At 70.6% G+C, this 14,133-nt stretch carries 8 protein-coding genes; 3 read left to right on the forward strand and 5 right to left on the reverse strand.

The window, feature by feature from the left end:
* Window positions 1-85 precede the first annotated feature (85 nt).
* Complete coding sequence (locus C2L58_RS31465; RefSeq protein WP_199191536.1) at window positions 86-1,513, forward strand: cytochrome P450; 1,428 nt, start codon at window positions 86-88, stop codon at window positions 1,511-1,513.
* Between the two features lie 450 nt (window positions 1,514-1,963).
* Here the strand turns inward: C2L58_RS31465 and C2L58_RS31475 are convergent, their stop codons facing one another.
* Entirely contained in the window at window positions 1,964-2,734 is a 771-nt protein-coding gene (locus C2L58_RS31475; protein WP_199191537.1) for a tryptophan 2,3-dioxygenase, read from the reverse strand.
* Window positions 2,735-2,984: 250 nt separating this feature from the next.
* On the opposite strand from C2L58_RS31475, the gene C2L58_RS31480 reads away from it, so the two are divergent.
* Entirely contained in the window at window positions 2,985-4,529 is a 1,545-nt protein-coding gene (locus C2L58_RS31480) for a tryptophan halogenase family protein (protein WP_103341303.1), read from the forward strand.
* 36 nt (window positions 4,530-4,565) lie between these two features.
* Window positions 4,566-5,951: a cytochrome P450 gene (locus C2L58_RS31485; RefSeq protein ID WP_103341304.1), complete on the forward strand. Its 1,386-nt coding sequence runs from the start codon at window positions 4,566-4,568 to the stop codon at window positions 5,949-5,951.
* 44 nt (window positions 5,952-5,995) lie between these two features.
* Here C2L58_RS31485 and C2L58_RS31490 read toward each other — a convergent pair whose 3' ends face one another.
* The 4 genes from C2L58_RS31490 to C2L58_RS31505 are packed head-to-tail and all read right to left on the reverse strand — an operon-like array spanning window position 5,996 to window position 14,130.
* On the reverse strand, window positions 5,996-7,228 hold the full coding sequence (locus tag C2L58_RS31490) for an MFS transporter (protein WP_103341305.1): 1,233 nt from the start codon (window positions 7,226-7,228) through the stop codon (window positions 5,996-5,998).
* 41 nt (window positions 7,229-7,269) lie between these two features.
* Window positions 7,270-8,829 carry an AMP-binding protein gene (locus tag C2L58_RS31495; protein ID WP_103341306.1) on the reverse strand — a complete coding sequence of 520 codons (1,560 nt, stop codon included), beginning with the start codon at window positions 8,827-8,829 and terminating at the stop codon, window positions 7,270-7,272.
* 49 nt (window positions 8,830-8,878) lie between these two features.
* The gene (fabD, locus tag C2L58_RS31500) at window positions 8,879-9,856 is read right to left on the reverse strand and encodes an ACP S-malonyltransferase (protein ID WP_103341307.1); all 978 of its coding nucleotides are present in this window, start codon (window positions 9,854-9,856) and stop codon (window positions 8,879-8,881) included.
* The gene (locus tag C2L58_RS31505; RefSeq protein ID WP_103341308.1) at window positions 9,856-14,130 is read right to left on the reverse strand and encodes a beta-ketoacyl synthase N-terminal-like domain-containing protein; all 4,275 of its coding nucleotides are present in this window, start codon (window positions 14,128-14,130) and stop codon (window positions 9,856-9,858) included. The genes fabD and C2L58_RS31505 overlap by 1 nt, the downstream gene beginning before the upstream one ends.
* Window positions 14,131-14,133 lie beyond the last annotated feature (3 nt).

The following is a 14,133-nucleotide window of genomic DNA, read 5'->3' on the forward strand; positions in this document are numbered from 1 at the left end:
GGTGCCGTGAGGATGCAATGGAGATGCATCGCGGATGGCACGCAGGTGTCGACTCACCATGACGAGCTCCGGGAGGCCTGCCCACATGCGCACACGACCGCAGAACGTCGTCACGGAGAACGCACGGCTTGTCGAGGTCGACACGTCGCACTGGTTCGACGCGCTGCTCGAACACACTCCACTGCGCCCTGGCCCGCTGGCGGCCCCGCCTGCGGGCAGCGGGCTCAAGCCGGTCATCGGCGACCGCGGCCTCCCGTTCGCCGGGCTGGGCATCAACACCGTCCGCCACGGCCCGGCCTTCCAGCTGCAGCTGATGCACCGGCACGGGCCGGTCTCCTGGTGGCAGGCGTTCGGCCGCAAGGTCGTCGCCGCGTCGGGCCCCGACGCGGCGCGCGAGGTCCTCACCAACAAGGACAAGGCGTTCGCGAGCGGCTGGCCCGCCGTCATCGGTCCCTGGTTCGACGGCGGTCTGCTCGCGATGAACGCCACTGAGCACCTGACCGACCGCAGGCTGATGCAGGCCGCCTACAACGAGGACGCGCTCGCGGGGTACCTGCGGAGAATGGCGGCCGACGCCGACGCGTACGTGGCGCGCTGGCCGGAAGGCCGTGAGTTCGCGGCCGTGCCGGCGCTGCGGACGTTGTCCGGGCAGATGACGACGATGGCGCTGCTGGGTGTGCCGTACGAGACCGAGGGCCGGAAGGTGATGGCCGCGATCGAGCAGTGCATCCGCGCGGAGACCGCCCTTGCCCGCCTCCGCGTGCCCGGCACCCGGTGGCACCGGGCCCACCGCGCGCGGCACCGGCTCCTCACCCACCTGGCCGGTGAGGTGCCTGCCGCGCGCATGCGTGCCGGCGAGGACTTCCTGTCCGTGCTGAGCCGGCTCGGCGACGCGTTCGGCACCGAGGGGATCGCCCGCCACATGCTCTTCACGCTCATCGCGTCCCACGACACGACGACGACCGCCGCCATCGCGGCGGTCTACTTCCTCGGCAAGCACCCCGAGTGGCAGCGCCGCGCCAGGGCCGAGTCGATGGCACTGGCCTCGATGCCGCCGGGCCTGGCCCGGCTGCGCGGGCTCGGCACGCTCGAACTGATCGTGAAGGAGAGCATCCGCCTGGTCTCGCCGTCGCCGATCTCGATGCGGATGACCGCCAAGGACACGGACATCCTCGGCCACTTCGTGCCGTCGGGCCACCTGGTGTCGGTGTGCACTGCCGTCAACCAGCTGCTCCCGGAGCTCTGGCCGGAGCCGCACCGGTTCGACCCGGACCGGTTCGCCGGCTCGCGGGGCGAGGACCGCGCGAACCGCCTGGCCTGGTTGCCGTTCGGCGCCGGACCGCACAAGTGCATAGGCATGCACTTCGGCATGGCGAAGGTCAAGGCCACCCTCGACGCACTGCTGCGCCGGTTCTCGTGGTCCTTCCCCGCGACCTACGAGGCTCCGTGGCGGTTCACCTCGCTGCCCGCCCCGTCGGACGGGCTGCCCGTGATCCTCCGCGAACGCGCGTGACCGGCGGCCGCCGAGTCCAGCGAGTCGAGCGCTTTCTCTGTTGTCTTCCATGACGATGTCACTGACCTCCCCTTCGAGGTCGACCTGTCCGGGAATCGATGTACGGCGCTTTCGGCACCGCCGGCATCGTGTAGCTCCAGTTCAGGCTGGGCCTCGTCGAACTCGGCGAACAGCCGGTCGAGTTCGGCGCGGCCCGGGGTCCCGAAGACACGTTCCCGGTGCTGGGAGCCGGTGGCGAACGGGAGCCGCCACGTCAGCCTCTCCGCCTCGAGCAGGTCCCGGGTCTCCTTCGCGAGCAGGTCGAGCGCCACTGTCCCCAGCCGGAGTCACCGGGTTGCCACGGTGCCGTGGTCGTGCCGTTCACCATCGGCTTCTCGACGTGGAACCAGCCGGCCGCTCTTGCCAGGAGCCACCGAATCCGTCACCGATCCCGGTCGCCGCAAGCCGTGGTCACAGCTGGGAGCGAACCGCCCAAAGCTCGGGAAAGAGGCGCGAAGTGAGGCGAGTGCGCAGGTAGTTCACTCCGGACGATCCACCGGTGCCCGGTTTGGACCCGATCTGGCGTTCTACGGTCAGCGCGTGATGTGTTCGCCACCGGCCGAATGCCTGATCGACGTCGAGGAGGGCCTCGGCCACGTGAAGCAGTTCCCAGTGCTTGGGAGACAGGTCTCGGTAGCCGTCTTGCCAGAGCTTGGCGAGCGGATCGACCCCCGACCTCTCGGCCACGGAGGTGAACGCGTCCTGCAAACTCGGTTCCGCCAGTCTCCGTGCCAGGCGTTCGCGCTCGGTGTCGGTGAGCTGCGCCCGGTCCAGAAAACTGCCGTCCTTCAGCCCGGCCAGGAACTCGATCTCGCGGTACTGCGCCGAATCGAAGCCGCTGCCGCCCTGGAGAGTGTTCCGGAAGGCGAGAAAGTCCATTGGCAGCATGGTGTCCAGCACGGCCCACTGCGAAATCAGCACGTTCTGGATCGCGACGAGCCTGCGCAGCAGGTGTTGGGCCGCGTCAAGCCGGTCGGCCAGCAGGAGGTCGCGTGTCTCCTCCAGCTCGAACAGCATCAGCTTGAACCACAGTTCGTGCACTTGGTGAACGATGACGAACAGCAGCTCGTCGTGTGCGCCCGTCTCCGGCTGGCAGTCCAGGAGCTGGTCGAGCCGCAGCACATCGCGGTAGCTGGTTCCCGCGGAGTGATCAGCACAGTTTCGCCGGTTCGGCTCGGCCACGGAAACCTCCTCGGTGGACGACGTTTCGGAAACCGTTCGCTCGCGCGCACGGCGACCACATCGGCGTCCGATGTGGCACGGGGACCAGTCAAGGTTAGGAACCGGGCCCATCGCCGACCAGTGCCCGAACGGCGCCCCCCACGTGTCCCGCCCGAGGGCACGGCGGGTACCCGAACGAGCAGTCGCGCCCGGCCGGCCCCTTGTGCTGCACTTGACCACTCAAGATCCGAAATCCATAAAGAGGTGGCCCATGCTCCACAACGTCGTCATAGTCGGTGGAGGTACCGCTGGATGGATGACTGCGACCTACCTGAAGGAAGCATTCGGCGAGCGGATCTCGGTGACCGTGGTCGAGTCCGCGCGCGTTCCGACCATCGGCGTGGGCGAGGCAACCTTCAGCACAGTCCGGCACTTCTTCGATTATCTGGGACTGGCCGAAAAGGATTGGATGCCGGCCTGCAACGCGACGTACAAGCTGGGCATCAGATTCGAGAACTGGCGTGAGCCGGGCCACGTTTTCTACCACCCGTTCGAACGGCTGCCCAAGGTGCATGGTTTCACCATGGCCGACTGGTGGCTCAAGCTCGGAGGCGAACAGTTCGACCGGGACTGCTTGGTGATCCCCGCTCTGTGCGATGCGCAGCGGGCACCCAAGTACTTGGACGGGCAGCTGTTCGAGCGCGCCCTGCACGACGGCGGTGGCCGGCCGCGCCGGAGCACGATGGCCGAGCAGGACACTCAGTTCCCGTACGCCTACCACTTCGACGCCGCCCGGTTGGCCGGGTTCCTCGCCGGCGTCGGCACCCGGCGGGGAGTCCACCGCGTGCTCGACGACGTGCTGGAAGTACGCCAGGACGAGCGCGGCTGGATCAGCCACCTGGTCACCCGCGAGCACGGCGAAATCAGCGGCGACCTGTTCGTCGACTGCACCGGGTTCCGCGGCCTGCTGATCAACAAGGCCATGCAGGTGCCCTTCCAGTCCTACCAGGAGTACCTGCCGAACAACCGGGCCGTGGCGCTGCGGGTGCCGACCGACATGGCCGAGTCCCGGATGCGCCCGTGCACCACCGCGACCGCGCAGGATTCCGGGTGGATCTGGACGATCCCGCTGACCGACCGCATCGGCACCGGGTACGTCTACGCCGAAGACTTCTGCTCGCCGGAAGAGGCCGAAAAGACTCTTCGCGAGTTCGTCGGCCCGGAAAGCGCCGACGCCGAGGCCAACCACATCGGCATGCGCATCGGCCGCAACGAGACGTCCTGGGTACGCAACTGCGTGGCGATCGGGCTGTCCAGCGGGTTCGTCGAACCGTTGGAGTCCACCGGTATCTTCTTCATCCAGTACGGTGTCGAGCAGTTGGTCAAGCACTTCCCCGACGAGAGCTGGCGACCCGAGCTGACCGCCGGCTACAACCGGGCGATCGCCCGGTGCCTGGACGGCGTCCGCGACTTCCTGGTAGTGCACTACCGGTGCGCGGCGCGGGCCGACACGGCGTACTGGAAGGCGACGAAGGAACGTCCGCTGCCGGACGGGCTGGCCGAGCGGCTGGAGTCGTGGTCGGTCCGGCTGCCCGACGAGACGTCCGTGTACCCCTACTACCACGGGTTCGAGCCCTATTCGTACAACGTGATGCTCCTCGGCCTCGGCGGCCACCTGCCCCGCAGGTCACTCCCCGCACTCGACTACATCGACGACGCAGCAGCACGTGCCGAGCTGGTGCGGGTGCGGGTGCAGGCCGCCTCGCTCGTCGACGCGCTACCGAGCCAGCACGACTACCTGAAGTCGGCATTCTGACGTTTTCGGACCTGTTCCGAAGGGGAGACGACCATCATGGCCACTCACGAATCGGACACCCGCACCCTGATCGAGGTCCCCAGGGTCCGGCGCGGCGACGGCGTCGGTGGCATGCTCGCGTTCCGCCGTGACCAGCTGTCCTTCCTCCGGCGCGGACTCGACCGCTACGGCGATGTCTTCCGCTTCCGCCTGGTCGGCATGGAGATGGTGATCGTCAACGACCCCGACCTCATCCGGCAGGTCCTCGTCGAGCGGACGGACCGGTACAACAAGGGCGCCGCGTTGTTCGAGATCGTCCGCCCGGTGCTGGGCGACGGGCTGATCGTCTCGGACGGCGAGCTGTGGCACCGGCAGCGCCGCATGATGGCCCCGACGTTCACCATGCGCACCGTGCCGCGGTTCGTGCGGACCATGACGACCGAAACCCAGCGCATGACCGACGGTTGGAGCGGCCGGGCGGATCCGGATGACCCGATCGACGTCTCCGCCGAGATCGGCCGGGTCGCGCTGCACATCGTCACCCGGTCCCTGTTCAGCGCCGACGTCGCGGCGACGATACCGGCATTCGAGCGCGCCTTCGCCACGGCGAACACGGTGATGGGTGCGTTCTTCCGGTTCCCGTTCCCGCCGCTCAAGGTGCCCACGCCAGGGCACCGGCGGCTGCTGCGGGCGACGACCGCGATGGACAAGTTCGTGTCCGGGTTCGTCGAAGCCCGACTGGCGAAGGACGCCGGCGCGGAGGAGGACGCGGATCTCCTGACCCTCCTGATGCACGCCGTGGACGAGGAAGACGGCACGAAGATGGACCTCAAGCAGCTCCACGACGAGGTCCTCAACCTGTGCATCGCGGCCTTCGAGACGACCACGAACACCCTCGCCTGGGCCTTCTACCTCCTGGCCCGGCACCCCGAGGTCGAACGGGCCCTCCACGCGGAGGTCGACGAGGTGCTGGACGGCCGGGTGCCGACGTTCGAAGACGTCCCCCGGCTCGTCTACACCCGCATGGTCATCGACGAAGTGCTCCGCATCTACTCCCCCGCCTACCAGACGATGCGGCAGGCCGCCGTCGACGACGAGCTGGGCGGCTACCGGATACCGGCGGGCACCAACGTGCTCATCAACAGCTACTTCCTGCACCGGCACCGGGACTTCTGGCCCGACCCGGAGGAGTTCCGGCCGGAGCGGTTCAGCCCGGACCACGCGGGTGAACGGCCCCGGCACGCGTACCTGCCGTTCGGAAGCGGACCCCGGATCTGCATCGGCAAGCACTTCGCGCTCGTCGAACTGGTGCTCGTGCTGGCGACCGTGGCGCGCACGCACCGCCTGGTCGCGCCGGCGGGCGCCGCCGAGGTGCGGCCCGACCCGCTGATCACGCTGCACCCGCACGGTGGGGTGCACCTCTACCCGGTCGCCCGCCGCTGACGAGGCCGGGCACCGCGGCGGCTCGCCGAGGTGCCCCGGGCTCGTCAGCCCGCCGGGTTCTCGGAGCTCGCCGGGAAGCGGGGTGCCGTCATCAGCAGCGCGCTCGCGGCCGCCAGCAGGCCCACGGAGACGATGAGGACGACGTCGTACCCGCCGGTGGCGGCGCGCAGCCAGGAGATCAGCAACGGGCTGAGCCCGGTGCCGACCACGAAGATCGCGTACAGCACGCCGAACAGCCGCCCGTAGCCGGCCAGGTCGTAGTACCGGGCGATGAGGTAGCCCATGACGTCCACCTCGCCGCCGAGTGCGACGCCGAGACCGAGTGCGGCGGCCACGGCGAGGCCGGGGCCGCCGAACAGCAGCGCGAGGAGCCCGGCCGCCGTGACGACCAGCACGCCCGCAGCGATCTTCGGCGCGAAGAAGCGGTCGACGAGCAGGCCCACCACCAGCCGGCCGACGATCAGCGCGATGCCGACGAGGCCGGCCGTGCTCGCGGCGGTGGTGGCCGGCACCCCGGCGTCACGCTGCATCGGCACCAAGTGCACCGTCAGGCCGCCGATGGCGAGCGCGAGCAGGAAGAAGATCACGGCGAGCCGCGCGAAGAGCGTGGTGCGCAGCAGCGGCAGGATCTTCGGGGCCGCCGCCTCCCGGCGGGCCGCCGGCGAGGCGAGCCGGCGCGAGTTCGGCATCAGCACGCCGACGACCACCGCGCCCACCAGCACCACGATCCCCAGCGTGCGGTACCCGGCGCGCCAGTTCTCCGCGATCTGCCCGCCGAGGACCTGGGGGGCGAAGAAGGCGACCAGGCCCGCGCCCGCGAGCGCGATGCCGAGTGCGACGCCGCGGGCCCGGTCGAACCGCTCGTTCACCGCGCGGGTGAACGACACCGGCGAGGAAGCCAGTGCCAGCACGTACATCGCGACCATCAGCAGCAGGAAGTTCGAGAAGGACGGTCCCGTCCGGGCGAGCAACAGGAAGCTGGCACCGAGTGCGAGCAGGGACACCACCGACGGGACGCGCACGCCGTAGCGGTCGATGATCGCGCCGACGAGCGGCGTCAGCAGGACGTTGATCAGCGAACCGACGAGCAGGATCGACGAAAGGCTGCTGCGGCTCCAGCCGAACTCCGCCTCGAGCTCAGGGATGAACAGCCCGAACGTGTAGAACGGCAGTGACGCGACACCGACGCCGATGCCGACCGTGGCGGCCGTGAGCGGCCGCCAGCCCTGCAGGAACTCGGCTCCGACGCTGGGCCGGGTCCCGGCTGCCTTGACCATGATTTTCCCCCTGGTAGCGGTTTTCGGTTGTGTCGAGGCACTTACACCTTGCGGGCCCCGGTGGCCCAGTACTCGTCGCGCAGCTCGCGCTTGAGCACCTTGCCGACGGTTGAGCGGGGCAGCTCGCGGACCAGGATCGACTTCGGCGCCTTGACCGGCCCGAGCCGCTCCTCGCAGGCCCGCAGGATCGCCTCGACGTCGAGGATCCGGCCCGGCTTCGGTTCCACGACCGCGGTGACCGCTTCGCCCTGCTTCTCGTCCGGCAGGCCGATCACCGCACAGTCCTTCACGTCGGGGAACGTGTGCAGGAACGCTTCCACCTCGGACGAAAACACGTTGTGCCCGCCCACGATGATCATGTCCCGCTTGCGGTCGACGACATAGAAGAAGCCGGCTTCGTCGCGCACGCCGATGTCGCCCGTGCCGTGCCAGCCGTGCGGGCGCCGGGTTTCCGCCGTCGCCTCCGGGTTTTCCCGGTACCCGGAGAAGACCAGGTCGGAGCGGACGGCGATTTCGCCGGGCCGGCCGGGCGGCAGGACGTTGCCGTCGTCGTCGATGATCTCGACGCGGGCGACGATCGTCGACCTGCCGCAGGAGGCCAGCCGGCCGCGGTCGCCACCGGGCGCCACGGCCTCGGCGATGTCCCGCGGCGTCAGCACTGTGCACGTCAGCGGTGCCTCGGACTGCGAATAGAACTGGGCCATCACGGGCCCGAACACGTCGACGGCTTCGGCGAGCCGCTCGGGGGCGACCGGCGAGGCCGACAGGAGGAAGTGCCGCAGCGAAGAGTAGTCGTGGTCGCGGACCGACGGGTGGTCCAGCAGGTCGTACAGGTCGGCGGCGGGCAGGAAGATCCGGGTCGCGCGATTGCGCTCAATCGAGGTCAGGATGTCCTCGGGCACCACTTCCCGGTGGAGGATGACCGAGCCGCCCAGGCCCAGCACGGGAAAGGCGAACGAGCCGCCCGCGTGGGCCATCGGCGTCGCGATGAGGTAGCGCGGCGGCTCGGGTTCGGGGGCGTGCGCGGTCAGCGCGACAAACATCAGGTGGGCCTGCCGGTTGTTGATCGGCAGGAGCTTCGGCTTGCCGGTGGTGCCGCCGGTGCCGGCGAACAGGATGTTTTCGCCGGAGTCCACCGGGCGCATCGGCGCCCGCGCGCCCTCGGGTGCCATCCAAGCGGCCAGTTCCGGGTCACCGGGACGGCCGAGTCCGATCGAGACCGTCGTCCGCAGCGTCGCGAGCCGGTCGATGATCGTGCCGGCCTGCTCGGCCAGGGAACCGTGGTAGATCATCCGGGTGCACCCCGCGGCGCCGAGGAAGTCGACGAGCGCGTCCACGGCGTGCGTCGCGTGGGCCGCCGTCCAGATACCACCGGCCCGGATCACCCCCACGATGCAGGCGAACGCGTGGGCGTCGTTGGGGCTCAGCACCGAAACCCGGTCACCCGGCTGGAGCCCGTCCGCCAGCAGCGCGACCGCCACCCGGTGGCTGACCGACGTGAATTCCTCGTGCGTCATCAGCACGGTGCCGTCGGGCGCGACCATGCACGGCGCCTGTGGGTCGATGCCGGAGCCTCGATCGAGGTAGTCGACGAACATCATGGGTGCGGGAACTCCAATGTCGGGCGGGCCGGAAACGGTCGAACCGGGGTCAGTGTTCCACCGGTGGGCCGGCGGTGCGAATGGTTTGGGCAATTCGGCCGACGGTCAGTTTCCCTGCCACGCCGTCGCGCAGCAGCGCCGAGATCCGCTCGTCGCGGTATTCGCGCCACGGCGCGGTACGGGGGTCTTCCGCCAGCACCTTGCCGATCAGCGAGGTCAGCACTTTGCCCCCGCCCGCTTCGACGAAGTCCGTCACGCCGGCGTCGCGCAGGTACCGGACGCCGTCGGCCCACCGGACCGGGCGGACGACCTGCGCGGCCAGCACCGCCCGGATGGCGTCTCCCCCGGACGCGTAGGGCAGGCCGGTCACATTGGCGACGACCGGCGTCCGCAACTCGTCGAAGGTGACCGAGTCCAGAACCGCGCGAAATGCCTCGGCGGCCGGTTCCATGAGCGGTGAATGGAACGCGCCGCCGACGCGCAGCGGGACGAAGCCCCGCACTCCGGCCGTCCCTTCGAAAACCGCCTTGAGCCGGTCGAGCTCGCCGGCGGGCCCGGCGAGCACGAACTGTTCCGGCGCGTTGTGGTTGGCGATGACGACCCCCGCCGCTTCGTGCGTCGCCAGCGTTTCCTCGATGACCCGTTGGGGCACGCCGACCACGGCCGCCATCCCGCCGCCGGCGCACCGGCCCATCAGCTCCGCGCGGTGCCGCACGAGCGTCAGGCCGGTCACGAAGTCGAAGGCGCCCGCCGCGAGGAGCGCGTTGTACTCGCCCAGGCTGTGCCCGGCCAGGTAGTCCGCCGCCGGGCTCGCGGCCCGGTGGTGCAGCGCGTTGACGACGTAGATCGCCGGCTGCGCGTACTCGGTCCGGCTCAGCCGCCGGCCGGGATCGGCGCGGCACAGTTCCTCGACCGAGTACCCGAGCACGTCGTCCGCCTGCCGGGTGACGTCGGGGAACTGCCCGAACAGTCCCCGGCCCATGCCTCGCCGCTGGATCCCCTGTCCGGGGAACACGACGGCGCGCATCAGCCGGCCTCGTGGTAGGTGGCCGCGCACGCCCGCTCGATCGCGGTGCGCGGCCCGTCCTCGTGCAGGAGGGTCATGTGGTTGGCCGCGTCGATGTCGACGACGCGCAGGCCCGGCAGCTCCCGTTCCCAGTCCTGCCAATAGGTGATGTGGTCGAGGGAGAAGGTTTCGCCGTCGACTTGGAAGTACGGTTCGAGCTCCCCCAGGAAGAGGCCGCGGCGGTTCCGGAAGTACGTGCAGACCGGCGCTTCGGGCTCTTCGAGCGGCCGGATCCGGTACTCGTCGATGCGGTAGGCCAGCTGGACCCGCATGTTCCGTTCGACGAAGTGCACGATCCGGTCGCGTTCCATGGCGAGCCCCCGGTCGGCCGCCAGCTCGGCCAGCCGCCGCACGAACGCCGCGTCGCCGGCCACCCCGGTGACCTCGCCGCGGTGGATCAGCCGGGGCCGGACGTCCTCGAGCCGCTTCACCCCGGGCGGCCACAGCATCGAGTTCACCACTTGGAGTGCGGCACTGCGTGCCGAGCCGGACCCGTTTTCGTTCGACTTCGCCCAGCCGGTGTTGTCCGGCGAGTCCACCATGGTCAGCGAACGCACGACCTGCCCGCGCTGCTGGAGCAGCCGGGTGATCTCGTACGCGACGAGCCCGCCGAGGCAGAACCCGCCGACGTCGTAGGGCCCCTCCGGCTGCACGGCGCGCATGATGTCCAGGTAGTACCCGGCCATTTCCGGGATGCCTTCGATCGGCTCGTCCTCCGTCATGAAGCCGCGGGCCTGGATCCCGTAGAACGGCCGGGTGATCCGCGCGGCGATCTTGCGGTAGGCCTCGACACCGGCCAGCGCGCCGTGGACCCAGAACACCGGGCGGCCTTCGCCGACGTCGTTGAGGTGCAGCAGTTCCGGGAACCGCGGTCCCGCGGCGCTCTCGCCGGCCATCGTCAACCGCGCGGCCACGTCGTCCAGGGTGTCGTACGTCTGCAGCCACTCCGGCCGGAACGCCGGGAAGGCGCCGCGGAGCCTGCTGAGCACCCCGGTCAGGAGCAGCGAGTTGAGGCCGTAGGCCGCCAGGGGTTTCGCCCGGTCGATCTCCTGCTCCGGCAGGCCCAGCACCGAAGCGACGACACCGGTGACGAAGTCCGCCGGGCCGGGCGTGACGACCACGCTCGGGCGGTGCTCCCGTGCGAAGCAAAACCGCCCTTCGAAGGGGTAGCCCGGCAGCGGAACCCGCCGCCGCTCTCCCCCTTCCAGTGAACCCCACTCGACCGGCCGGCCCGCGGTCCACTGCCCGGCCAGTGCGCTCAGGCGCGTTTCCCCGCGCTGTGCCTCGGCGACGACGACCCGGGACCGCGCGTGCGGTCTGGCGTCGAGCCACTCCCGGAGCGCGGCGGCCGCCTCGGCGGCCGTCGCGGCAATCACGGCGACCCGGCAGTCCAGCTCCTCCCGCCCGGTCCGCAGTGTGTGGGCGACGTCGGCGAAGGTCACCGGGTCCGCCTCCGCGGCCGCCAGCCGGACGGCGAGCCGCTCCACCCGCTCCCGCAGCGCTTCTTCGGTCCGGGCCGAAAGCACGAGCAGCCGCGGCCGGGCGTCCTCGACGCGGCCGGGACGGCGTTCGACGTACTGCTCGAGGACCGCGTGCGCGTTCACGCCCCCGATGCCGAAGCTGTTGATGCTCGCCCGCCGCGGCCGCGAGCGGCCGGCGTCGTCGGTGCGCTCGGGCCACGGCACCGCCGTCCCGGCGATCCGGAAGGGCGTACTGCCGAAGGAAAGTTCCGGGTGCAGGCCGCCGAAACCGGGGATGGCCGGGACGACGCCGCGCCGCAGGGCTTCGACCGTCTTCACCAGCGCCGCCAGTCCCGAGCACACTTCGGTGTGCCCGATGCACGGCTTGAGGCTGCCGAGGTAGGTGACCTCACCGTCGGCCCGGGGGCTCGCGCGCAACGCGGTGAGCTCCGCGCTGTCGGCCAGCAACGTGCTCATGCTGTGGGTTTCGATGTAGGCGACGGAACCGGGGTCGACCGCGGCGTCGGCGTAAGCGCGTGTCATGGCCGACTTCATCCCCCGGATGTTCGGCGCCGTCGGGGACACGCCCCGGCCGCCGTGGACCACGCCGGTCCCCCGCACGACGCCGTAGACGAAGTCGCCGTCCTCGATCGCCCTGGCGAGCGGCTTGATCAGCACGGCGGCGACCCCTTCGCCGCGTGCGGTGCCGTCGGCGTCCTTTTGGAACGGCCGGACGTTCCCGGTGGCGCTGAGCATCCCGCCGGCCCGCATCACCTCGAACGCGGCCGGCGACGCGGCCAGCTGCACGCCGCCGACCAGTGCTTGCTCGCACTCGCCGGCCCGGATGGCCCCGATGGCCCGGTGCAGCGCCACCAGCGACGACGAGCACGTCGTGTCGTAGTGCTCGCTCGGGCCGTGGAGGTCGAACAGGTGCGAAAGGCGTCCCGGGATCATCGCGGGCGTCAGCAGTCCCAGCATGCTCGCTTCGCCGTCGGGCGCGCCGGGCCGGTACTCGCTGTTCGTGGCGGCGACGAAGACCCCGGTCGGCCGCTCGCGCAGCTGGTCCGGCCGATAGCCGGCGTCTTCGACGGCGTTCCACGCGGTCATCACCATCAGGCGGAGCTCGGGCGGGAGCTGCCGGGCTTCCGTCATCGACATGCCGAAGAAGAGCGGGTCGAAATCGTGGACGCGGTCCAGGAACCCGGCCTGCCACGCGCTCGTGTCCGCGCCCGCCCAGTCCGCCCAGTCCGCGCGCCCGGCCGGCGGGGCGGTCAGGCGCCGTTCGCCCGCCTCGATGATCCGCCAGAACTCCTCGACGTCATCGGCCCCGGCGAAGCGCGCGGACATCCCGACGATCGCCATCCCGGCCGGCTCGGCGGCGGGGATGTCCGCGGCGGCCGGGGTTTCGACGGCGGCCACGACCCGGATTCCCGAGGCGTACTCGGTCGCGATGAATTCGCCGAGGTCCGCCAGCGTGGTGTATTCGAAGAGCAGGGTCACGTCCAGGTCGAGCGCCAGTGCGGCCCCGATCGCCCGGGCCACCTGCACCGCGTAGATGGAGTCGAGCCCGTAGTCCGCGAAGGCGCCGTGCCGGTCGATCCGGGCGGGGTCGATGCGCAGCGACTCGGCGAGGATGCCGAGCGCCACCCCCTCGACGTACTCGCGAAGCCGGTCGGGAGCCACGGATTCATCGCGTGCGCGCACGGGCTCGGCGGCGGGGGCAGCCGGTGCCGGCTCGCCGGAACCGGGCTGCCGCACGACGCCGTCGCTCACGGCCGCGATGATCTGCTGGCCGAGGTCCGCGGCTTCCGCCGCGGGCCAGGTGACCGGCTCGAACCCGGCCTCGGCCAGCACCCGCTGCCAGCCTTCGGCCGACAGGAGCGGGCTGCCCGGGATGCGCGTTCCCGCGTCCTCGTACCGCCACCACCCTTCGAGCAGCGCGAAGGTGAACTGGTTGATCAGGATGTTCGTGGTCGCTTCGTTGAGCAGCAGGAGGCCGCCCTTCCTGAGCGCGGCCTTGGTGTTGCGCAGGGTCGCGCGGATGTCGCGGGTGGCGTGCAGGACGTTGGCGGCGATGACGACGTCGTGGCCGCCGACGTCGATCCCCTGTTCCGCCACGGGTCGCTCGATGTCGAGGATCCCGTAGGTCAGGAACGGGTTGGCCGGCCCGTAGGACCGCTCGGCGTGGTCGAGGAAGGCGCGGGAGAGGTCCGTGTAGTGGTACTCGCGCACGGCGAGGCCGGCCGCGCGGACGGCGTCGAGCACGATGGCGCTCGTCGCCCCCGTGCCCGCGCCGATCTCCAGGATGCGCGGCGCGAAACCGGGTTCGTCGCCGGCGCGCGCACGCAGGTGGGCCACCAGTTCGCCGGCGAGCACGCGGTTGAAGAACACCGACTCCGGGTTGGTCTTGTACACGTTCTCGACCAGCCGCGTGGAGCCGCCGGGGAACATGACCTCCGTGGCGCGCCGGTTGCCGGTGAGGACGTCGGGGAGCGCGCGGAGCATCGTCTCCAGCAGCACGTGGATGTCGGCCAGATCGGGGTTGTCCCGCCATCGCGGTGCTTCGGCGTCCCACTCCGGCCAGAGTTCGCCGGGCGGCCGGGGCGGCCGGGACCCGGGGTCCCGCACCGGGTAGCCCGCGGCCGCCAGCACGCGGACGGACTCGGCGAACCAGGCGTCGTACCCGGGCAGCAGGCCGGCCGCTTCCGGTCCCCGTTCGAACGCGCCCAGGGAACGCAGGGCGGCCCAGAGGAAGTCGAGCAGCAGTCGTTTCATCGG

Origin of the sequence: Amycolatopsis sp. CA-126428 (assembly GCF_002904335.1) — a bacterium.
Lineage (GTDB): Bacteria > Actinomycetota > Actinomycetes > Mycobacteriales > Pseudonocardiaceae > Amycolatopsis.